Origin of the sequence: Nocardia kruczakiae NBRC 101016 (assembly GCF_001612965.1) — a bacterium.
Classification (GTDB): domain Bacteria; phylum Actinomycetota; class Actinomycetes; order Mycobacteriales; family Mycobacteriaceae; genus Nocardia; species Nocardia kruczakiae.
Genome location: NZ_BDBL01000060.1, coordinates 18,248 through 39,064, shown reverse-complemented (window position 1 = coordinate 39,064; position 20,817 = coordinate 18,248). Strand labels below are relative to the sequence as shown.

Annotated in this window: 24 protein-coding genes; 11 read left to right on the top strand and 13 right to left on the bottom strand. The window is 68.2% G+C overall.

Going from position 1 to position 20,817, the window contains the following annotated elements:
• From NK1_RS30535 to NK1_RS30515, 5 genes are all read right to left on the bottom strand, one after another.
• Nucleotides 1–479: ESX secretion-associated protein EspG (locus NK1_RS30535; RefSeq protein WP_174552768.1), on the bottom strand; the 479-nt coding region annotated here is incomplete at its 3' end.
• Nucleotides 479–1,051 carry a hypothetical protein gene (locus NK1_RS30530; RefSeq protein ID WP_063014323.1) on the bottom strand — a complete coding sequence of 191 codons (573 nt, stop codon included), beginning with the start codon at nt 1,049–1,051 and terminating at the stop codon, nt 479–481. The genes NK1_RS30530 and NK1_RS30535, both read right to left, overlap by 1 nt.
• Before the next feature lies 1 nt (nt 1,052).
• Nucleotides 1,053–1,439: a hypothetical protein gene (locus NK1_RS30525; RefSeq protein ID WP_063014321.1), complete on the bottom strand. Its 387-nt coding sequence runs from the start codon at nt 1,437–1,439 to the stop codon at nt 1,053–1,055.
• A 190-nt stretch (nt 1,440–1,629) separates the two neighbouring features.
• Complete coding sequence (locus tag NK1_RS30520; protein WP_063014319.1) at nt 1,630–2,265, bottom strand: class I SAM-dependent methyltransferase; 636 nt, start codon at nt 2,263–2,265, stop codon at nt 1,630–1,632.
• Nucleotides 2,262–2,585 carry a DUF4873 domain-containing protein gene (locus NK1_RS30515; protein WP_063014341.1) on the bottom strand — a complete coding sequence of 108 codons (324 nt, stop codon included), beginning with the start codon at nt 2,583–2,585 and terminating at the stop codon, nt 2,262–2,264. Before NK1_RS30515 ends, NK1_RS30520 begins: the two co-directional genes overlap by 4 nt.
• A gap of 160 nt (nt 2,586–2,745) precedes the next feature.
• Here NK1_RS30515 and NK1_RS30510 point away from each other — a divergent pair, with 160 nt between their 5' ends.
• Complete coding sequence (locus NK1_RS30510; RefSeq protein WP_063014339.1) at nt 2,746–3,672, top strand: AurF N-oxygenase family protein; 927 nt, start codon at nt 2,746–2,748, stop codon at nt 3,670–3,672.
• Between the two features lie 30 nt (nt 3,673–3,702).
• Here the strand turns inward: NK1_RS30510 and NK1_RS30505 are convergent, their stop codons facing one another.
• The 3 genes from NK1_RS30505 to NK1_RS30495 form a co-directional block, all read right to left on the bottom strand.
• Complete coding sequence (locus NK1_RS30505; RefSeq protein WP_063014317.1) at nt 3,703–4,950, bottom strand: saccharopine dehydrogenase family protein; 1,248 nt, start codon at nt 4,948–4,950, stop codon at nt 3,703–3,705.
• A 20-nt stretch (nt 4,951–4,970) separates the two neighbouring features.
• Nucleotides 4,971–6,413, bottom strand: a complete 1,443-nt coding sequence (locus NK1_RS30500; RefSeq protein WP_063014315.1) for an ABC1 kinase family protein — start codon at nt 6,411–6,413, stop codon at nt 4,971–4,973.
• 99 nt (nt 6,414–6,512) lie between these two features.
• The gene (locus NK1_RS30495; protein ID WP_063002172.1) at nt 6,513–7,235 is read right to left on the bottom strand and encodes a TetR/AcrR family transcriptional regulator; all 723 of its coding nucleotides are present in this window, start codon (nt 7,233–7,235) and stop codon (nt 6,513–6,515) included.
• Between the two features lie 318 nt (nt 7,236–7,553).
• Between NK1_RS30495 and NK1_RS30490 the strand changes: the two genes are divergently transcribed.
• From NK1_RS30490 to NK1_RS30465, 6 genes are all read left to right on the top strand, one after another.
• On the top strand, nt 7,554–8,810 hold the full coding sequence (locus NK1_RS30490; RefSeq protein ID WP_228534645.1) for a DUF445 domain-containing protein: 1,257 nt from the start codon (nt 7,554–7,556) through the stop codon (nt 8,808–8,810).
• Between the two features lie 118 nt (nt 8,811–8,928).
• On the top strand, nt 8,929–9,546 hold the full coding sequence (locus tag NK1_RS35935) for a helix-turn-helix domain-containing protein (RefSeq protein WP_051043290.1): 618 nt from the start codon (nt 8,929–8,931) through the stop codon (nt 9,544–9,546).
• Nucleotides 9,543–10,223 carry a hypothetical protein gene (locus tag NK1_RS35220; protein ID WP_063014313.1) on the top strand — a complete coding sequence of 227 codons (681 nt, stop codon included), beginning with the start codon at nt 9,543–9,545 and terminating at the stop codon, nt 10,221–10,223. The genes NK1_RS35935 and NK1_RS35220 overlap by 4 nt, the downstream gene beginning before the upstream one ends.
• A gap of 117 nt (nt 10,224–10,340) precedes the next feature.
• The gene (locus NK1_RS30475) at nt 10,341–10,637 is read left to right on the top strand and encodes a DUF2516 family protein (protein WP_030516156.1); all 297 of its coding nucleotides are present in this window, start codon (nt 10,341–10,343) and stop codon (nt 10,635–10,637) included.
• An 84-nt stretch (nt 10,638–10,721) separates the two neighbouring features.
• On the top strand, nt 10,722–11,750 hold the full coding sequence (locus tag NK1_RS30470; protein ID WP_063014311.1) for an alpha/beta fold hydrolase: 1,029 nt from the start codon (nt 10,722–10,724) through the stop codon (nt 11,748–11,750).
• A gap of 255 nt (nt 11,751–12,005) precedes the next feature.
• On the top strand, nt 12,006–13,022 hold the full coding sequence (locus NK1_RS30465; RefSeq protein WP_063014337.1) for an alpha/beta fold hydrolase: 1,017 nt from the start codon (nt 12,006–12,008) through the stop codon (nt 13,020–13,022).
• 250 nt (nt 13,023–13,272) lie between these two features.
• On the opposite strand, the gene purU is transcribed toward NK1_RS30465, so the two are convergent.
• Entirely contained in the window at nt 13,273–14,160 is an 888-nt protein-coding gene (gene purU, locus NK1_RS30460) for a formyltetrahydrofolate deformylase (protein ID WP_063014309.1), read from the bottom strand.
• Nucleotides 14,161–14,269: 109 nt separating this feature from the next.
• Here purU and deoC point away from each other — a divergent pair, with 109 nt between their 5' ends.
• On the top strand, nt 14,270–14,944 hold the full coding sequence (gene deoC / locus NK1_RS30455) for a deoxyribose-phosphate aldolase (RefSeq protein WP_063014307.1): 675 nt from the start codon (nt 14,270–14,272) through the stop codon (nt 14,942–14,944).
• A 9-nt stretch (nt 14,945–14,953) separates the two neighbouring features.
• On the opposite strand, the gene NK1_RS30450 is transcribed toward deoC, so the two are convergent.
• Nucleotides 14,954–15,709: an LmeA family phospholipid-binding protein gene (locus tag NK1_RS30450; protein WP_063906152.1), complete on the bottom strand. Its 756-nt coding sequence runs from the start codon at nt 15,707–15,709 to the stop codon at nt 14,954–14,956.
• 115 nt (nt 15,710–15,824) lie between these two features.
• On the opposite strand from NK1_RS30450, the gene NK1_RS30445 reads away from it, so the two are divergent.
• On the top strand, nt 15,825–16,466 hold the full coding sequence (locus NK1_RS30445) for a hypothetical protein (protein WP_245660945.1): 642 nt from the start codon (nt 15,825–15,827) through the stop codon (nt 16,464–16,466).
• A gap of 28 nt (nt 16,467–16,494) precedes the next feature.
• Here the strand turns inward: NK1_RS30445 and NK1_RS30440 are convergent, their stop codons facing one another.
• Genes NK1_RS30440 through NK1_RS30430 form a run of 3 tightly spaced genes read right to left on the bottom strand, consistent with a single transcriptional unit; the run spans nt 16,495 to nt 18,354 of the window.
• Nucleotides 16,495–17,280: a hypothetical protein gene (locus NK1_RS30440; protein ID WP_063014303.1), complete on the bottom strand. Its 786-nt coding sequence runs from the start codon at nt 17,278–17,280 to the stop codon at nt 16,495–16,497.
• Between the two features lie 35 nt (nt 17,281–17,315).
• The gene (locus NK1_RS30435; RefSeq protein WP_063014301.1) at nt 17,316–17,831 is read right to left on the bottom strand and encodes a DUF2505 domain-containing protein; all 516 of its coding nucleotides are present in this window, start codon (nt 17,829–17,831) and stop codon (nt 17,316–17,318) included.
• 37 nt (nt 17,832–17,868) lie between these two features.
• Nucleotides 17,869–18,354: a DUF2505 domain-containing protein gene (locus NK1_RS30430; protein WP_063014299.1), complete on the bottom strand. Its 486-nt coding sequence runs from the start codon at nt 18,352–18,354 to the stop codon at nt 17,869–17,871.
• A gap of 41 nt (nt 18,355–18,395) precedes the next feature.
• On the opposite strand from NK1_RS30430, the gene NK1_RS30425 reads away from it, so the two are divergent.
• Both NK1_RS30425 and NK1_RS30420 read left to right on the top strand, forming a co-directional pair.
• A complete protein-coding gene (locus NK1_RS30425) occupies nt 18,396–19,487 on the top strand; it encodes a UDP-N-acetylmuramate dehydrogenase (RefSeq protein WP_084461804.1) in 1,092 nt (363 codons plus the stop codon).
• Between the two features lie 69 nt (nt 19,488–19,556).
• A complete protein-coding gene (locus NK1_RS30420) occupies nt 19,557–20,798 on the top strand; it encodes a L,D-transpeptidase (protein ID WP_245660947.1) in 1,242 nt (413 codons plus the stop codon).
• The last annotated feature ends 19 nt before the right edge of the window (nt 20,799–20,817 follow it).

The following is a 20,817-nucleotide window of genomic DNA, read 5'->3' as shown; positions in this document are numbered from 1 at the left end:
CCGATATCGCCGCCGGGCCGGGCGTCGGTTCCGGTGTCGAGCACCGCCTGCTGCGGTTCGCGCATCGGCCCGCATCGGCCCGCCGGCGCCGAGCCGATCGCGGCCACCAGCCGTTCGCCCAGCCCGCGCGCATGGCAGACGGTGACCGTGACGGCGTCGGGCCGCGCGATCAGCAATCCCGCGTGCCGGTGGACGACGGCGGCGAAGGCGAGGATCAGTTCCGGCTCGTCCGGCGGTGTGGAGCGCCGGCCGGAGACGGTGATCGTGGTGGCGTCCGGCCGGGTGCACAGCAGCAGTGCGGCGGTGAGATCCGGATCGGTGTTGCGCGCGTAGCGGGTGCGCAAACCCAGTGCGGCATATTCGGATTCGGTGCGCACGGTGGATTCCGGGATCATGTTCACCGGATACGGGCGGCGGTCGAGATCGGTTTCGGTGGCCCAGACGTGGGCGAACTCGTCCGGCGTCAGCACCCACTTCACTACGGGTGACCCCCACCCGAATCCGGCCGGGGTGCGGGAACGAAGCGCGGCACCCGATCGCCGGAGGCGGCCAGGGTGGTGTTGTAGCGGAAGGTCATGATGTCGCGGGCGTCGGCCAGGGCCGCGGCGGCCGCGATGTCGTGTGTCATCCGGCGGGCGCCGCCGTGCACCACCTCGGCGACCGGGTCGGGCAGCGGGACATAGGTCGCCGGCGCGGGTAACGCGTCTCGAATGGATTGCGCCGCTTCGGCATCGGCCTCCAGCAGGTGTCCCAGCCGGGTGCAGACCTCGGCGGCGGCGGCGCCCCGTTCGACGAATGCCGCCGTCGCGGGTTCGGCCGCCGCGCGCGCCTGCCCGGACCACCGCTCGAATTCGGCGTGTGTGGTGTCGGCGAAGGTCCGGAACGCCGCGGCGACGGCGTCCGCCTGCCGCTGCCAGGCCGCCGCCGCCTCGCCCAGCGCGGCCGGGTCCAGTGCCTCGTGCACCAGTTCCCAGAGTTGCCGGTGGCTGTAGGAGCCGTAGACCTCCCGATCCGCGACGAAGGGCGGATCGAAGCGCGACGCGTCGGCCACCTCAGGCTCCCGGCTCGGGCCGGATCAGCGCCAGCGCGGCGCGGTTGGCGGCCTCGGCCTCGTCGAAATGTTTCCCCGCGGCCAGATAGGCGGCCTTGAACAGCAGCGCCGTCTGCTGGAACGAGAGGACGGTGTCGAGGTATTCGCCGCTCTTGCGGGAGAATCCGCGCGCCAGAGCGCGACCGGACGCGAGTTCGCCGAAGCCGCGCACCTCGGCCGGGAGCGCGCCGCCGCTGCGGGCGGCGTGGAGATCCTCGACGAGCCGGTCGCAGGCCGCCGCGAGATTGCGGGCGGTGTCCTCGGCGATCTCGAACACCTCGGCTCCGGAACCTGTTGCCGCGGCGTACAACTCGCGCGCCAAATGCTGACCGGTCTCCGGAATCGGCACCGTGATGATCCCCTTCCGCCCCGCGAGTTTCCCTCGGTGAGCTTACCGGAGCGGCCGGTGCCCGGCGCGCGGCGGCGCATTGTGAATCCGCACATCGATGAGCCGGATATCTGTGTAAATCACTGTGGCGCCACATATTTCAAGGCACCGGCTGTTTCGGGGTACCGGCTGTCCCGAGGAGCTGCCGGCTTCAGGCGGCGTAGGCCGCCCGGGCGCTGACGTACTGCAACAGTCCGTGCACTTCCTGTTCGATATCCACCAATCCATACTCGGCGAACAGCTTCGGGAAGGTGTCCAGGTCGAATACGCGCAGCCCGCCCGCGCCGCCGACCGCGCTCGACACCTGCCCCACCCAGCCCTGCGGGCGATGACTGGTGCTGATCGCGATGCGGCCGCCGGGCGCGAGCACCCGGATCATCTCGGCGGCGGCGGTCAGCGGATCCGGAATCAGATACAGCGCACCGAAACAGCAGACCGCGTCGAAACTGTTGTCGGGGAACGGAAGCCGGCGGGCGTCGCCGCGGACGTAGCCGGCTCGCGGTCCGGAGTTGTCGGCCACTGCCTGCCGCAGCATCGGCACCGAGAAATCGATACCCACCGCATAGCCGTCGCCGATGTGCTCACTCAGATAGTGGGTGAAATTGCCCGGCCCGCAGGCGATGTCGAGCACCCGGTCGCCCGCGCCGAGGCGCAGGGTGCGCACCGCGTCACGGCGGTCGGCGTGCATGGTCCGCCCGGTGGCCAGCAGAAAACTGGTCGGCCGCCATGCCCGCTCGTAGAGCAGGGCGAAGACCGGGTTGTTCATGGTGCGGCGTGCGAGATTCACCGGGTCATCCTCGCGTCGAGGTCGTCCACTGTCGAGATCCGATACGGCGGTGCGCTGTGTCCGAGCAGCCGCAGTCGCCCCCAGAAGTCGCGATCACCCAGGATCGCCGCCGCGGTGCCCTCCGGGGTCCGGAACTCGATGCGATGTTTGCGGTTGCCGGCCGCCGCATCCAGCTCGGCATCCGGATCGATCCGTCCGTACCAGCGGTAGATGCCGTCGATCGGCTGGCGGTGGCCGCGCAGCCGCACCCGGACGGCGAATTCCCGATCGCCGAGCACGACGACGGCCGGCCCCTGGTAATCCGGTTCGGGTTGCCGCATGATCACCTTCCTGAGCTGCGCGAGAGCGCCGTGCCCGCACTATAGCCGTGACAATGAGTAATAGGTAATATCGAGTGTGCCACCGCTCACATCGGTCGGCAAACGCACCGACGTGAGCACAATGCTCGGGCCGCGGTCCAGCGGCAGGACGGTGAAGCCGATGGCACAGCACATCGAGAATTTCGCGGGGGACGGTTCCGACGGGCGCGAGCGCGTGGCCCAGCGGCTGCTTCGCTCGTCGGCGGAACATTTCTACGACGCCGATATCGATATCGACTGGGAGCAGCCGTGGCAGCCGGACAAGGCCTGGCTGCCCGAACACCGGATCTCCCTCTACGGCACCCCGCTGTGGGATCGCCTCAGTCCCGAGCAGCGCGTCGAACTCGGCAAACACGAACTGGTGAGCCTGCTGTCGTTCGGGATCGTCGCCGAGGGGCTGCTCAGCAAATATCTGCTGCGCATCGTCGCGCGCGATCCGACCTCGCAGCACGCCATGTACGCGCTCACCGAACTGAGTGAGGAGGCGCGCCACTCGATCATGTTCGCGCGGCTCATCGACAAGACCGGAATACCGCCGTATCGGCCGGTCGCGCTGAACCGGATGCAGTTGCGCGTCGCCGAACACTTCCCGATCGGCCCGGTGGTCTACGCCGGCACGCTGCTGATCGAGGAGATTCTCGATCGCGGCCAGCGAGAAGCGATGGCGGACAGCGGGATTCAGCCGCATGTGCGGCAGTTGATGCGTATCCACGTGCTGGAGGAGGCGCGGCACATCGGCTTCGCCCGCGATGCGCTGGCCCGCGGGATGGCCCGGCGCTCGCGGTGGCAGCGGCTGCCGCATCAACTCCTGCTGGCCTACTTCGCGCTGGTGCTGTATCCGATGCTCGTCAATCCGCAGGTCTATCGCGCGGTGGGCATCGACCCGCGGCGTGGATTCGCCGCGGCCTTCACCGGACCGCAGTACCGGCGGACGATGAGCTTTCTGTCCGAGCCGATGCTGCGCTATTTCGACGAGGTCGGCATGCTCGACGGCGCGGCGGTGCACACGCTGTGGCGGCTGACCCGTTCACTGCCGGACGACCTGTGAACGGGCCTGCGCCGCGAGCGAATCCGTCGTTCAGGCCCGCTCGACCTCGATGGTCAGCCCGGCCCGCCGCAGGCGATCGGTGAGCGGATCGCCCATGGCGGAGGCGGGGGTGAGGATGCCCGCCAGCTCCGGTAGTTCGTCGAAGGCCAGGCACAGTCCGGCCTCGCCGAGCATCACCGAGGTGGCCTGATAGCCCGGATCGCCCTGCCCGGCGAAGGTGCAGACGTACCGTGCGCCGGAGGTGGTGTCGGCGAAGGTCTTCATGGTGAACCAGCCGCTGCGGCGGGCGTCCTCGCCGGGGCCGGTCCCCGGCTTCGGCAGGATCCGGTCCAGCAGCCGGCGCCCCGCCGACACGCGGGAGAGCAGCGCACCGGCGGTCATGCCGGCGACGATGCCGCCGGCCATGCCGGCGGCGACCAGCGGCGCCGCCGGTGAGCTTCCGGCGCTCATCACCTCGCGGTAGCGGAAGTTCTTGCCGTACACCCAGCCCAGCAGGCCGTTGCTGCGCCGCACCACCTTGGTGTTGTGCGCGGCCATCACGAAGGTGGCGACCCAGCCATCGAGGCTGGGGTCGATGGCAGAGGCGCGCGAGAGAGCCTGGTCGGACTGCCGGCCCACATCGGGTTCCATCGATTTGTCCGGGCTCAGCGAATACGGGTGCGAGAGCACCGAACCCTTGGCCGGATCGGTGGCGACGGCCTCCATCATCGCCCGCCCGGAATCGATGGTGCCGCCGCTGGCGCCGCCCTTGAGCCAGGCCACCAGCGTGGTGTCGGTGAGTTCACCGGTGTTGTCCTCGACGGAGCGCCGGAAGAGCCGATACACGCTCAGATCCGACGGAATCGAGTCGTACCCACAGGAATTCACGATCTTCGCGCCGGTTTCGGCGGCCCGCTCACCGAACCGATCGATACATTCGCGGATGAACAACGGCTCGCCGGTCAGATCCGCGTAGTGGGTGCCGGCGTTCGCGCAGGCCTGCGCCAGCGGCAGTCCGTAGCGCAGGTACGGGCCCACGGTGGTGACCACGACCTTGGTCCGGGCCGCCAGCGCGTCCAGCGCCGCCTGGTCGGAGGAATCGGCGACCAGCAGCGGCCAGATCGCCGCGGCGCCGCCGAGTTCGTCGCGCACCGCGGTGAGCTTCTCCGGCGAGCGGCCCGCGAGGGCGATGCGCGCGTTCTCGGGCGCGGCCTCGGCCAGATACTGCGCGGTCAGCCGGCCGACGAACCCCGTCGCGCCGAACAGTACGAGGTCGAATTCCCTGTCGGTCATGCCCATCCCATTCTCGTGGTGGCCGATTACTTTGTGCTGGTACGTTTTCCGCCGGCGGCCTTGCGTGCCGCCGAGCGCTTCGCCGGTTTGCGCGGCAGGCCGCGCCGGGCCAGCCAGGCGTGGTGCTGTTCGCCGAGTTCGGTCACCGGATCGTCGCCGTAGAGCCACTCGCGGGCGATGCGATGCCAGTTCGCGGTCGCCTCCAACTGGCCGAGTACCCCGAACGTCAGGAAATCCGCACGCCGCGAGAACAGATGCTCCGGCGGCAGATTCTGCTGTTTCATCCCGGCGTATTCACTCGCGCGCGGATCGACCGCCAGCACGAAGGCGCCGCTGGCCAATTCGGGGGTGATGGTCAGATCCTGGTCGATCAGCGCCCACTCACATGCCGCGAGCACGTACTCCAGGCAGTCCTCGGGGGTGATCTCCTCCGGCGAATCGATGATGCCGTGGTCGATCATCAACTGGCGCAGATCTTCCGCGCGTTCCTCGGCCGCCGCGCGAATACAGGTGGCCTCGAATCGGACGTGTTCGGGGTCCATCCGGTTGAACAGCCCGAAATCCAGGAAGGCGACCCGGCCGTCCTCGCCGAGCAGCAGATTGCCCGGATGCGGGTCACCGCAGAACTCGTGGAAGGTGAACAGCGAGCCCACGTAGAAGCGGTAGATGATCTCGCCGACCCGGTCGCGTTCGGCTTCCGGCAACCGGCGGATCTCCTCGAAACCGCGACCGGGAAAATACTCGCTGACCAGCACGTGCGTACTCGACAGTTCGGGCATGGTGGCCGGTACCACGATGAACGGATGGTCGGCGAACAGTTCCGCGACCTCGCGCTGGGTATGCGCCTCGGCCACGTAGTCCAGTTCGCTCTCGAGATTCAGGCGCAGTTCGTCGAGGACCGCCGGCGTCACCCACGGCATCGCCGACTGCAGGACGCGGCGGAACATCGCGAGGTTCTTCAGATCGGCGCGTACGGCGGTATCGATGCCCGGATACTGCACCTTCACCGCGACCGCGCGACCGTCGTGCAGTCGCGCCCGATAGACCTGGCCGATCGAGGCCGCCGCGATCGGTTCGGCGTCGAATTCGGCGAACAACTCCTCGAGGGTGCGGCCGAAATCCTTCTCGATGACCCCGCGCATGGTCTCGAAGGAAACCTTCGGCGCGCTGTCGCGCAGTACGGCGAGCCGGCGCTGGAATCGCTCGCGATGTTCCGGCGGAACCAGATCCAGATCCAGCACCGAGAGCATCTGGCCGAGCTTCATTGCCACGCCCTTCATGGTGCCCAGCACCATGACCATCTGCTCGGTGGCGCGGATCATCGATTCCTCGGCCATCCGCTCGCGCACCGCTTCGGAGCGTCCGCGCATGGAACGGCGGGTCTTCTGCGCGCGTAAGACGTTGCCGGCGACGGCCACGCCCAGTTTCGTCCCCCGCGCCAGCCGCGACGTCGGCAGCTCTTTCGCCATTGATGACCTCCGTTGATGCCCCGCCTGGCCGGTCTTCAGCGTAACCAAGCGTGAGCCGTCGGCCCAGAGACGGCGAGCACGGATTCCTTCGCGGGCGAATCAGCCCAGGTCGGCCTCGGGAAGTTCGTGCGGCACGGCGTTGAACTTCTCCGGCGAACCACCCGCGCGGACCATGCCCTCGATGGCACTCCACACCATCATCGCCAGGTGGTCGAGCATGCGATCGGCCGACATCGAGCGATTGCTGATCCACCAGTCGGTGGCCAGCTGCACACCGCCGACGATGACGTAGGAATACAGCAGCACACCCTCGGTGTCGACGCCGCGATCGAAGGCCTTGGTCTGCACCACGACCGACACCACGTCGGCGAACAGCTTCTCGAAATCGGCGAGGCTGGACTTGTCGGTGGTGGAGCCGTTGCCCATGATGAAGCGGTACACGTCGATATCGGCCTCGACGGTGTGCACATAGGCGGCCAGAGTGTTGCGGACCAGCTGATATTCGTCGGCGTCGTCGCTGATCGCCTCGTAGATCCGCGGCATCAGCGTGGTCTCGATGAACCGCTCCATGGTGGCGCGGGTCAGATCGGACTTGTCCGAGAAGTAGCGGTACAGGACGGTTTTGGATACGCCGATCTCCGCGGCGATCTCGTCCATGCCCACATCGCCGCCGCGGTTGCGGATAGCGGCGAGGGTGCCGTCGACGAGTTCTTCTCGGCGGTCGATCTTGTGCTGATGCCAGCGCCGCTTGCGACCGTCCACCCGGCCGGGGCGCACCGCAGGGGTGTCGACGGCAGCGCTCGCGGCACGATGTGTGGTCATGCTCGAGGGGACTCCTGGATCCGGGGATATGGACACCACCAGCTTAAGTCCTTCGCCGAGGTGATGTTCCCGGTTCGCCGAGCGGGCCCGCCCCCCGGCGCGCGCCGTGCGGACGGGGCGGCGAGGAAGGCGGGGTGAGCGGGCGCACGTCGGCAGCGCCGATATTCCAGCCAGAATGGGGATATGGAGCAATCTGCCGGCAGCGCCCCCGTCCTGGCGGAAGCGAACGCGCATCCCGATACCCGGGCGGGAGTGGGAAATGCCACACGGTCCGGGAGCCGGGGCGCGCCGGAACCACCGTCGTCGTTCGCCGATCTGATGGACGAATCCGGGAAGAAACGCGATCTGCGCAAGATGAAGATGGTCGCGACCGGGTTCCTGGCGGCGGCCACGGTCGTCTATCTGGTCTGTTGCTGGCTCGGTTCGCGCGATATCGGCGGCAGCTGGGTCGGCTACGTGCGCGCGGCCTCGGAGGCCGGCATGGTCGGCGCGCTGGCGGACTGGTTCGCGGTTACCGCGTTGTTCCGGCATCCGCTCGGCCTGCCCATTCCGCACACCGCCATCATCCGCAAGAAGAAAGATCAACTCGGCACCAGCCTGGGCGATTTCGTCCGCACCAATTTCCTCTCGCCCGACACCGTGGCGACGAAGGTGAACTCGGCGCAGATCTCGTTGCGGCTGGGGACGTGGATGGCCGATCCCCGGCACGCCGCGCGGGTATCGGAGGAGTCCTCGACCATTCTGCGGGCGGTGATCGGCGCGCTGCGCGACTCCGATGTCGAGCAGGTGATCGACCAGACCATCGTCAAGCGCATCGCCGAACCGCAGTGGGGGCCGCCGATCGGGCGGGTACTCGCCGAGCTGCTGGCCGAGAACCGGCAGGAGCCGCTGCTGGATCTGCTGGCCGAGCGCGCGCACCAGTGGGCCCTGGCGAGTCAGGAGACCCTGGACCGGATCGTCATGCGCGATGCCCCGTCCTGGGCGCCGAAATTCGCCAATATCCTGCTGTCGGAGAAGATCTACCGGGAATTGGTGGAATTCACCTGGAAGATTCGCTCGCAACCCGATCACGAGGTGCGACTGGCGGCGAACCGATTTCTCGAGGATTTCGCCCGCGATCTGCAGTACGACGAGGCGATGATCGCCAAGGCCGAGCGGGTGAAGACCGAGATCATGGGCCGCGAGGAAATTACCGGAATGGCGCGCGCGACCTGGCGTGCGGCCAAACGGATGATCCTGGAATCGGCCGACGATCCGGGCAGCACCTTGCGCCGCAAGATCTCGGAGAATGTGCAGCAGTTGGGTCAGCGTCTGGTCGACGAACCCGAACTGACAAAACAAGTGGACGCTTGGGTTGAGCGGGGCGTGAGATATCTCGTCGCCAACTACGGTTCCGAGATCGCGGCCCTGATCAGCGACACGGTTGCCCGGTGGGATGCCGATGAGGCGAGTCGCAAGATCGAATTGCAGGCGGGGCGCGATCTGCAATTCATCCGGATCAACGGCACCGTGGTCGGATCACTTGCCGGCCTGGCGATTTACGCCGTATCGCATTTACTGTTCCCGGGCTTCTGACAACCCTTCCGGCAACCACTGCCGGAAGTTTGCCGAAATAGTGCTAACAGGGGTGCTTGCAAGAGTTAGCACCCTCATTTAGAATCGACCGTACAACCGCCGGAAGGTGAGCAGTGTGATGGCACAGGAACCAGAGGTTTCTGATCGGAACACGGGGGAAACCGCAGAGACGTCTGCGGTTCCCGGAGACCGGGTGGGTCGCGTAGCCAACGCGGCGCACGACATCGGAGGCTTCATCCGGGCGCAGCGGGAGGCCGCTCAGGTCTCGTTGCGTCAGCTCGCACAGCTGGCGGGGGTGAGCAATCCGTACCTGAGTCAGATCGAGCGCGGATTGCGCAACCCGTCCGCCGAGGTACTCACGCAGATCGCCAAGGGTCTGCGCGTGTCTTCGGAGGTCTTGTACGTCCGGGCCGGCTACCTCGAACAGAGGGAGCACAGCCCGGTGCGGGACGCACTGCTGGCCGATACCGACATCACGGAGCGGCAGAAGCAGGTGCTCCTGGACATCTACGAGTCGTTCCGCCGCGAAAACGGTGGGAACGACAACGGAGGGAACGTCTCGGAATCCGTTCAGGGGGAATCCGAGGGGGGCGTTCCAGGGGGGAGCAGGGGCGGTGTGCCCGAGAGCCCGAGGGGCGGTGCACCCGAAAGCCCAAGGGACAACGAGGTTCCGCACCATGCCACCGATGGCAGTACCACCGAAATCTCGCCACGCCAGGAGAACGAACAACCATGACCCAGCCCAACGTCACTGTCACCAAGCCGATCTACGCGACCGTCGGAGCCGGTGACGCGCTCTACGCGGCGGTCAACGACATCGTCGACCGTGTCCGCGACCGCGCCGCCACCGTCGATGTGAACTCCCGCGTCGAGGAGGCTCGCGAGCGCCTGTCGAATCTGCCCGCCGATGTGCAGGACCAGATCGAGACGCTGCGCGGCCGCCTGACCGGACTGCCCTCCGAGCTGCCGGACGACCTCGCCGAACTGCGCGAGAAGTTCACCCCGGAGGAGCTGCGCAAGCTGGTCGACCAGTACTACCGCCAGCTGGTGGATCTGTACTCGGATCTGGCCGTGCGCGGTGAGGAGACCGTCGACCGGCTGCGTTCCAACCCCGGCTTCGACGAGCGTTTCGACAAGGTCGAGGGCATCTACACCGATGTCGTCACCCGCGCCGAGGACGTCCTGAGCAAGGTGTCCGATCAGGCCCGTGGGTTTCTGGGCAAAGCGGCCGAGGAGGCCGACGAGGCCGCCGCGGTCGTCGACGCCGAGGTCGTCGCGGTGACCACCGAGGCAGCCGCCGAGGAGCCTGCCCCGGCGAAGAAGGCCCCGGCGAAGAAGGCCCCCGCCAAGAAGGCGCCGGCCAAGCCCGCCACCACCACCGCCGCCAAGAAGACCACTCCGGCCAAGAAGTAATTCGGCCGCAGGAGAAGACCGGCCGAGGGGTAATCCGGAACCGTCACACGGATCCGGGTCGTACCGGATCCCGCAACGCCCGCATGCGCACTGCCGCATGCGGGCGTTGCTTCTATCATGGGTGCTGTGTACCAGCTGACTAGTGCAATTCTGTGGCTGCTCTGGCTTGCCGCGATGGCCGCGACCATCTTCGCGCTGGTGCACGCGATTCGGCAGCGTGCCGACGCGTTCACGGCCGTGGACAAGCTCACCAAACCCATCTGGGTCTCGATCCTCGCGGTCGCCCTCGGTTTCCTGCTGCTCGCCCGCACGCCGGTCGGCTTGCTGGGGATCGCCGCGGTGATCGCCACGGGCATCTATCTGGCCGATGTGCGGCCGAAGGTCGACGAAATCCAGCGCGGTCCGCGCTGGTGAACTCGCCATCCCCGCGCTTGCACTAGCAAGCACCCACTCCTTCGGGTTACTGTATCGATCAGTAACACACAAAGGAGTGTTCTCATGCAGGCAACGTTGCCCAGCACGGTGGCGGGGATCGCGGAGCGTCTCCGCGGGCTGCTGTCCGCCCATCGCGCCGCCCTGCGCACCCGGTCCTACGACCTGCCCGCACTGAATTCGCCCGCGGTGCCGTGTGAGGTGACCACGGTGACCGCCTCCGACGGCGCCCGGCTGCGCGTGCACAGCTACGGTCCCGCCGACGGCGAGGCGATCGTGCTGGCGCACGGCTGGACCTGCTGCATCGAATACTGGAATCCCCAGATCAACGCCTTCGCCGGCGAATACCGCGTGATCGCCTACGACCAGCGCGGTCACGGCGAGAGCGAATCCGGCATCGCGCCGCTGTCCACCGACCTGCTGGCCGACGATCTCGCGGCCGTGCTGGATGCCACCCTGCGTCCCGGTCAGCGTGCGGTCCTGGTGGGGCACAGCCTCGGCGGGATGACCATTCAGGCCTGGGCCGGCCGGTATCCGCGTCAGGTCGCCGCGCGGGCCGATGCGGTGGTGCTGGCCAATACCGCCTCCGGCGATCTGATCGCCGAGACCACCGTGGTCCCGCGGTTCAACCGCGGTCCGCTCGCGCTGCCGTTTCCGGTGGGTCGCCTCGGACTCGGCCTGCCGGTGATGTTCCCGCCGATCGGGCCGGTGAAATGGATCTTCCGCCGTCAGATCATGAGTCTGGCGTCGACCGGTGAGGTGGTCGACTTCGCGCTGGCGATCGTGCGCTCGTGCCCGGCGATGGTGCGTTCGCGATTCGGTTTGCTGCTGGCCGAGCTGGCCCTGCAGAGCTGTACCCGCTGCGTGACCGTGCCGACCACGGTGATCGCCGGTTCCGCGGACGATATGACGCCGCCGGTGCACTCCGAGCGCCTGGCCGAGGAGCTGCGCTCGGTCGGCGCGTTCCGCAAGCTGGTCGAACTGCCGACCGGCCACCTGGGCAACCTCGAGGCATACGAGGCGTTCAATGACGAACTCGCCGAGGTGCTGGCCGAAACCTACGTCGCGCGGCGCGTGCGCGAGGCGACCGCTTAGCTGGTTCGGCAATCACGTGGCGACTTCGGCGTAGCACTTCCGGAGCGCCGGGCGATAGATGTGGGTAGTGGGACGTTGCGCCGGCGGATGTGAATGCCGTTGGGCGGAATGGGTATTCGGTCTCTGCGGGGGTGTGAGCAGCGCTGAGGTGCGGCTTTGCCGGACAAAAGTGAGAAACCGGAAATTCCTCGCTGCTTGCACTAGCAAGCACCGTTGCTAGCGCGGTAACGTGCGGTAGGACACAAAGGAGTGCTCATGCTGGTGAACCTGCCCGAGAACGTTGCCGATCTGCGGACCGGCATCGGCGCGCTGACCGGCGGATATCGCGCGAAGATGCGTTCGCGGACCTACCGCACGGCCGAGTTGAACTGCGCACCCGACCCCGAGGTCCTCTCGGTCACGACCACCGACGGTGCCCGGCTGCGCGTCCACGCGTACGGCCCGGCCGACGGCGATGTGATCGTCTTCGTGCACGGCTGGTCCTGTTGCCTCGAGTACTGGAACCCGCAGATCAACGCCTTCGCCCGCGACCACCGCGTCATCGCGTTCGACCAGCGCGGTCACGGCGCCAGCACCTTGGGAACCGGCCGGTTCGACGCCGAACAGCTCGCCGACGATCTGTGCGCCGTCCTGGACGCGGCGGTGCCCGCGGGGCGTAAGGCCGTGCTGGTGGGACACAGCATGGGCGGCATCACGATTCAGGCCTGGGCCAAATTCCACCCGGAGCAGGTGGCGCAGCGCGCGAGCGCGGCCCTGCTGCTCACCACGACGGCGGGTGATATCGCCGCCGAAACGCGAGTGCTCCCCATCTTCAACGACATCGTCCCCGCCCCCAACTGGCTGGGACGCGCCCTGTTCGGTCAGCCCGTGCCGTTCCCGGCCGGAGCCCCGGTGCGCGGAATCTTCAAGGCGCGCATCATGAACCGATACGCCACGGCGGACCAGGTGGATTTCGGCCTCTCGATCGTGCGCTCCTGCCGTCCGCTGGTGCGGGCGAAATACGCCCTGGCGTTGATCGAACTCGAAATCCACGGCGCCGCAGCGAATCTGTGCGTCCCCACCAGCGTCATGGCCGGCGCCTACGACAATCTGCTGCCGGAGAGCATGTCGCGCAAGATCGCCGACGAACTCGCCGCCGCGGGAAATCTGGATCGCTATTCGGTCCTCGCCACCGGACATCTGGCGAATATCGAAGCGAGCGCGGAGTTCAACGCCGAACTTCGCCGATTGATCGAGGTCACTCGCTTCGGCCGCCGTGCGGTGGCGGGCTGAGCGCCCCGCGACGGCCCGCCGGGGCTGGACGTACTCGCGGCGCGGGTGCATCCTGGTGACCCACGTTCGGATCGGGAAGTCGCCACGAGACCTGTCGTAGTGGAGCCGCACTGCCGGCTCCGCGCGGCGAGGACGGCAACACGATGCTGAATCGTGTTGTCCGCCAAGGCCGGTCAAGGGCGCCCGGTCTTGGCCCGCCGCGTGACGAGAAGGCCCCGCCGGGAGAAGGCCCCGCTAGGAGAAGGCCCCGCTAGGAAAAGACGACGGTGCGCCGCCCGTGCACCAGCACTCGTCCCTCCAGATGCCAGCGCAGTCCGCGTGCCAGCACCACCCGTTCGATGTCGCGGCCCTGCCGGACCATGTCGCGCACGGTGTCGGCATGGTCGATGCGGCTGACGTCCTGTTCGATGATCGGCCCCGCATCCAGATCGGCGGTGACGTAATGACAGGTCGCCCCGATCAGCTTCACGCCGCGCGCGAAGGCCTGATGGTACGGCCGCGCCCCCACGAACGAGGGCAGGAAGCTGTGATGGATGTTCAGCGCCCGCCCGGCCCAGTGCTCGCACAGGTCGGCCGGCAGCACCTGCATGAACCGAGCCAGCACCACCGCGTGCGGATCGTGGGCGTCGGTGAGCTCGCGTACCTGCTCGAAGGCGGGGCCACGTTCGGCCGGATCGGCGGGAAAGGGCACGTGGTGGAACGGAACACCGTGCGCGCGAGTCATCTCGCCGAGATCCGGATGGTTGCCGATCACCGCTTCGATGGTGGCGGGCAACTCGCCGCTGGCGGCCCGCCCGAGCAGATCGTGCAGGCAGTGCCCGTCGCGGCTGACCAGCAGGACGGCGCGGCGGCGACGCCCGGAATCCAGCAGTTGCCAGTCGGTCTGCGGGCCCAGTTCGGCGGCTACGACGGTGAACCGCTCGCGCAACTCGTCGATGCCGAACGGCACCGTCGTGGCCGCGATGGCCTGGCGGGTGAAGAACCAGCCGGTGTCGGGATCGGAGTGATAACCGGCCTCCACGATCGACCCGCCGAATTCGGCGATGAACGAGGTGATGCGGGCGATGATGCCCGGTCGGTCGGGACAGCCCAGGCTCAGGACGAAACGCCGATCATCGGCTGACACGGTGCCACTCATGCGCACGATCCTCGCAGGTCGCGCGCAGTTCGATCACGGCACCCGGGCGGCGGGCCGCAAAGCCGGTCCGGGGTAATCGAATTCGCGTGCTGTGCCAGACTTGGTCCTCATGTCCGACACCGCCCCCACCGCCTACACCCGTGCCCAGGTCGCCGCGATGATCGATCACACGCTGCTGGCCCCCGAGGCGACCGCCGCCGATGTCGCGAACACCATCGCCGAGGCTCGCGCACTGGGCGTCTACGCGGTGTGCCTGTCGCCGTCGATGCTGCCGGTGACCGCTCCCGGGCTGGCCGTCGCCACGGTCGCGGGCTTCCCCTCGGGTAAACACCACTCCCTGGTGAAGGGCACCGAGGCTCGATTCGCGGTAGAACAGGGCGCGGCCGAGGTCGACATGGTGATCGACGTCGGCGCGGCGGTCGCGGGGGACTACAACGCGGTGCTCGCCGATATCGTCACCGTGCGCGAGGCGGTCGAGGACCGGGCGCTGCTCAAGGTGATCATGGAATCCGCCGCGCTGTCCGACGCGGCGATCGTCGAGGTGTGCCGCGCCGCCGAACGCGCCGGCGCCGACTTCGTGAAGACCTCCACCGGATTCCACCCCGCGGGCGGAGCCGAGGTGCGGGCCGTGCGGTTGATGCACGAGACCGTGGGCGGGCGGCTCGGCATCAAGGCCAGCGGCGGCATTCGCACCGCCGCCGCGGCCGCCGAGCTGATCGCCGCCGGTGCGACCCGGCTGGGGTTGTCCCCCTCGGCGGACGTCCTCGCCGGTTTCCCGGAGTAGGGCCCGCGATCAGCAGCGGATCTCGGTGTCGCCACCGCCCTGCAGGGTGGTCGGGCCGCCGCGCAACGACACCGAGATCCCGTTGTCGGTGACCTTCACGCTGGTCGGCTGCATACCCAGCGGGTAGTTCTGCAGGCTCTGGGTCATCGACTGCACGATGCTGTCGACCAGATCGGTGGGCAGTCCCAGCCCGAGCAGTGACGCCGACTGCGTGCTGACCTCGATCTTGCCGTTCACGATGTGCGGCTGAACCTTCAGATCGGCGATCCCGCCGAGCACCTTGACGTCCAGGGTGCCGCCGGCCGGATCCGATTCCACGCCGGAGACGAGTCCGGTCAGAGTCTGGGCGATGCCCTCGTTGCTCCAGGTCGCGTCGGCGGAGCTGCTGCCGACCTTCGCGCCGCCGCGCCCGCCGTCGAGCAGGGTGATGTCGTTGAGCTTGGCGTGCACCTTCATGTCCACGGCCGGGCCGAACTTCGCATCGTCGCTGTCGACGGTGATGTATTGGACCTTGTGGTCGACAGCGGTGAGCAGCAACGGCTTCGGCCCGAATCCCACATCGACCTTCGACCCCAGCTCCTTCTCGACCTGGGAGGCCATGCACTGCTGATTCTTGTGCCGCAGATAGGTTTCGGCGCCCGCCGCGGTGCCGACCAATGCGAGCAGCACGACGAGTCCGATGATCAGTGCTATGCGCCGCCCGTTGCGGCGTCGGGGTTCACCCGCCGGTGCGGGAGCGGGTACCGCGGTGTCCGGAGTGGTCATGCCAACCGATTCTTCCCGAGCTTTCTGAGCCCGCTCTGTGGAGCCTGTGAGGCTTGTCATGCAGGGGCACGCCGATTGTGACATGTGGCACATCGGTCCGGCGTAACCTGGTCCCATGTCCGCGCACGATGCAGGGGATGCCGCGGCTGCGCGCCGACCGGGGGATTCCGACCCGCCCCGGGATACCGAGCAAGGGTGGTGGGTGCTGCGCCAGCTCGCCGACCGGCACGCCGGATACTTCACCACGCGCATCGTGTTGCGGGCCGGATGCGAGCACCGGATCCGCGGCGCCCTCTCCGACGGTTCGGTGATCCGCGTCGGCCTCGGCATCCTGCGGATGGCCGATTGGCCGGACGGCCCGCTCGACGAATACGCCATGTGGGCGGCCTGGTTCGACGGCGCCGCCGCCGTCTCCCACCACAGTGCCGCCGAACTGCACGGCCTGGGCCGGCTGCGCCCGCGCTTCCTGCACCTGTCCGCGAGTGCGGGCCGCCCGCCCGCGGCGCCCCGGCTGGTGGTCCTGCGCCGCGATCTGCACCGCGGTGATGTGGAGTCGGCCGGTGCGTTCCTGGTGACCACCCCAGTGCGGACCGTACTCGATCTCGCCGAGACCGGGATCGGTCAGGGGGCGCTGGACGAGGTGGTCGCCGACGCGGTCGCCATCCATCGCTGCATTCCGCACGAAATCGCTTCGGCGAGTGCGAGTTTGGCGCCGCACGCGGCCGCGCGAGTGCGCCGGGCCCTCGCCGCGGCATAGAGCGCACCGCGCCTGAAGCCCTTCCGATTCAGCCGGGTCGTACGCACTCCCACGGCACCGAGAGCACACAGTCACGCATCCGGCGGCGATAGTTCCGCACCGGAAAACCCTGCTCCCGCAACAGTTGGGCCGCCGCCCGCCAGCGCACGCGCGGACCGTACACCGCCATCGGCGCGGCATGCGACCACGCTCGATCGGCCGCGGTCAGCAGCGTGTGCACGCGTTCGCCGCGGATATTGCGGTGGATCAACGCCTTCGGCAGGCGTTCGGCGATATCGGAGGGTTTGTCGACGGTGAACGGATCCCAGGCCAGCGTCAGCGAGATCGGTCCCTCGCGGTCGAGCAGAATCCACGCGCAGCGGCGGCCCAGTTCGTCGCAGGTGCCTTCGAGCAGGAGCCCCCCGGGCGCCGATCCGCCGAGTATGGTCGCCCACGCCCCCGCGACCTCGCTCTCGTCGTATTGCCGCAGCACGTTGAACGCCCGCACCAGCACCGGTCGCAGACCCGCGAGTTCGAATCCACCCCGGGCGAAGCGCACGCCGTCGCGATCGGGAACGACGCGTGTGGGATCGATCTCCAGACCGACCACGCGCAGGTCGCCGCGAACCCGGCGTAGCCGGGCGGCCAACTCCAGCGTGGTCACCGGACTCGCCCCATAGCCCAGATCGACCACCAGCGGATCCGCGGCCGACCGCAGTCGCTGCGCCACCAGCGGGTCGTGGATCAGCCAGCGGTCGCTGCGGCGCAGCCGATTGATTCCGGTGGTTCCGCGCGTGATGGCGCCCACCGGCGCGGTCCGGGCTTGCGATCTCATTGCGGTGACGCGGGCGTGCGATGGAACAACGAGACTCAGGCCGTCGGGCGCTGCTCTTCCAGCCACTGCTGGGTGAATTCGGCTTCGGCGCGGAACAGGTCCACGAGGTTGACCAGCATCATCTGCTCGAGTTTGGGGCCCAGCATCGGAATGAAGACCTTCGCCACGGGTGAGGTGCGCAGGGTGCAGCCGGTCTCGGTGGGAAACAACCGCACGGTGCCGGTCAGCGTGCCCGGACCGGCCGGAACCGAGGCGCTGAACTCGCCCTCCACCTCGGGGCCGAACGGTCCGTAGCTCTCCTTGCGGGTGATCACGAGATCCTTGCGCATCACGGTCTGCGCGATCTCGGGCAGCATGTCGCGCGGCAGGATGTGCCGGAGTTCGAGTTCGATACCGTCTCCGTCGGCCTGCAGGTCGACCACCTCGTTCGGCGAGTGCTTGCGCATCTCCTCCATCCGCGCGTCCCAGTAGGCGCGGTTGGACAGCGCCGCGTACACCTCTTCGGTGGTATGCAGCGGATAGCGAGCGGAATAGTCCAGTCGGCGGGCCATGGGGGACCAGGGTACTGGTCCCGGACGCGCGCCCGGATCAGTGGTTGGTGATCCAGGTGTTGGTGAAGTCGGTCTCCGAGGCCAGCAGTTCCAGCAGTTTCTCGGCCACCACGGCCTCGATCTTCTTGCCGAACAACGGGATCGTCACCTCGACCGAGCCGTCGACGACGGCCTGGGAGGCGGTATCGGAACCGGTCAGGGTGACCGTGCCGCGTACCTTCGCGGGCGCACCCTCGACGTGAGCTTCGAAAACGCCGGACAGGCCCTCGTAGTTCTCGGTACGCGGGATGATCAGATCGCCCGGGCGCACCGAGGTGACGGCGGGGGGCAGTTCGGAGGCGGGGATGGTCTGCACCATCTCCACGCGGAGCCGATCACCGTCGGCCGAGAAGGAGTCCAGCCGCGCACCGGGCCCGCCGACCTCCTCGATGCGGTCCTTCCAGTACTGCTCGTCGGCGAGCGCAGCACGCACCGCCGCGGCGGGGTGCGCGTAGTGAGCTGTGTACGCCAGGGGTGTCGCCATGGTGTGACACGCTACCGTCTTTCGATGTGCAGACATCTCGAGTGGTGGCATTCGACAACGTGCGTGAGTTGCTGAGCGCGACCGGCGCGCAGGTGCGCGAATCGGTGCCGCTGGCACAGCTGACCACGCTGCGCGTCGGCGGGCCCGCGACGGTCGCCGAATGTCGCACCACGGAGGCACTCGTCGAGACGGTGCGCACCCTGGACGCCGCGGGCGTGCCGGTGTTGCTGGTGGCCGGTGGTTCCAATCTGCTGATCGCCGACGGCGGGTTCGCCGGCGTGGTCGTCCGCATCGCCACCGATGCCGTCGAACTCGGATCGGGCAGCGTGACGGCCGAGGCGGGCGCGGACTGGGACGGTGTGGTCGCCGCGACGGTCGCGGCCGGATTCGGCGGACTCGAGTGCCTGTCCGGAATTCCGGGTTCGGCCGGCGCGACGCCGGTGCAGAACGTCGGCGCCTACGGCGTCGAGGTGGCCCAGGTGCTGCGCCGGATTCGGCTGCTGGATCGCGTCAGCGGCGAAATCCGCTGGGCCGCACCGCAGGAACTCGGCTTCGGTTACCGCACCTCCGTGCTCAAGCATTCCGATCGCGCGGTGGTGCTGGCGGTGGAGTTCGCGGTGAATCCGGACGGTGCCAGCGCCCCGCTGCGATACGGCGAACTGGCCCGCGCATTCGACGCCGCCGACGGCGAATCCCGTCCCGCCGCGGCCGTGCGCGAGGCCGTGCTCGCCCTGCGGGCCGGTAAGGGCATGGTGCTCGATCCGGCCGACCATGACACCTGGAGTGCCGGTTCGTTCTTCACCAACCCCGTCGTGGCGCAGGATCGGATGTCGGCCGTCCTCGACGCGATCCGGGCGCATGTGGGAGATATCACTATTCCGACCTATCCCGCCGAGGGCGGGGTGAAATTCTCCGCGGGCTGGCTGATCGAACGGGCGGGTTTCGGTAAGGGCTTCCCAGGTCCGGAGGCTCCCGTCCGGTTGTCGACGAAACATACGCTCGCCCTGACCAACAGGGGTTCTGCCCGCGCCGCGGACCTGGTGGACCTGGCGCGCACCGTGCGGGCGGGCGTAGAACAGCGCTTCGGAATCAGGCTGGAACCCGAACCGGTGACCGTCGGTCTCGAGCTCTAGGGGTGGCGGGCGCCACGTCGCGAACGGGCCGGGCTGTCGGAGGGGGGCGGTAAATTCGCGGAAGTGAACATTCGAGGAATTGCCGGCCGCCGGGCCGTACTGGTCGGGGCCGGCCAGCTGGCGGTGGCCGCGCTGGCGGCCGGATGTTCGGGCAGTGGCGGGAGCGGTTCGTCCGCGCCGAAGGAGTCCGGCCCGGTCGCGAAGCTGACATTCGAGCCCGGCAGCGGTGCCGCCGACGTGAACCCGGTCGCACCCGTCTCGGTGACGGTCACCAGCGGCCGCATCGACCGGGTCGCGCTGACCAATCCGGACGGTAAGCAGGTCACCGGCACTCTGTCGCCCGACAAGAGCAGTTTCAAGGTCACCGAGCCGCTCGGTTACGGCGTCGCCTACACCTGGTCGGGCACCGCGGTCGGCACCGACAACAAGCCCGTGTCGATCGAGTCGAAATTCACCACCCTCGCCCCCAAGCAGACCGTGCCGGCCACCATCAATATCGGCGACGGTCAGGAGGTCGGCATCGCCGCGCCGATCATCCTGCAGTTCAAGAAGCACGTCGAGAACAAGGAAGCGGTCGAGAAGGCGCTGACCGTCACGACCACCCCGGCAGCCGAGGGCGGCTGGGCCTGGCTGCCGGACGAGAACGGTGGCTCGCGCGCGCACTGGCGTCCGCGCAACTACTGGGCGCCCGGCACGACGGTGGCCTTCGCGGCCAAGCTGTACGGCTTGGACCTGGGCGGCGGCGCCTACGGCAACTCGGATCTGTCCTCGCAGTTCACCATCGGCCGCAGCCAGATCGTGAAGGGGTACGCACCCAGCCACCGGGTGCAGGTGATCCGCGACGGGTCCACGCTGTTCGACTTCGCGTGCAGTTACGGCGAGGGCAACGAGGCGCGCAATGTGACGCGTTCGGGTATCCACGTGGTAACCGAGAAGTACGAGGACTTCCTGATGTCGAATCCGCCGTTCTACACCAACGTTCGCGAACGCTGGGCGGTACGCATCTCCAACAACGGCGAATTCATCCACGCGAACCCGGAATCGGCGTCCGCGCAAGGCAATACCAACGTCACCAACGGCTGCATCAACCTGAGCACCAGCGACGCCCAGCAGTACTTCCCGACGGCCATGTACGGCGACCCGGTCGAGGTCACCGGCACATCGATCGCCCTGTCCGCCGCCGACGGCGACCTCTACGACTGGACCATCGACTGGGACACCTGGAAGACCATGTCGGCGATCCAGGGCGAGCCCGCACCGGTGGTGTCGGCGACCCCGGTGGCGCCGGGACCGGTTCGCGGCGGGAGCTAGCGAACCCCCACCGCCCCGG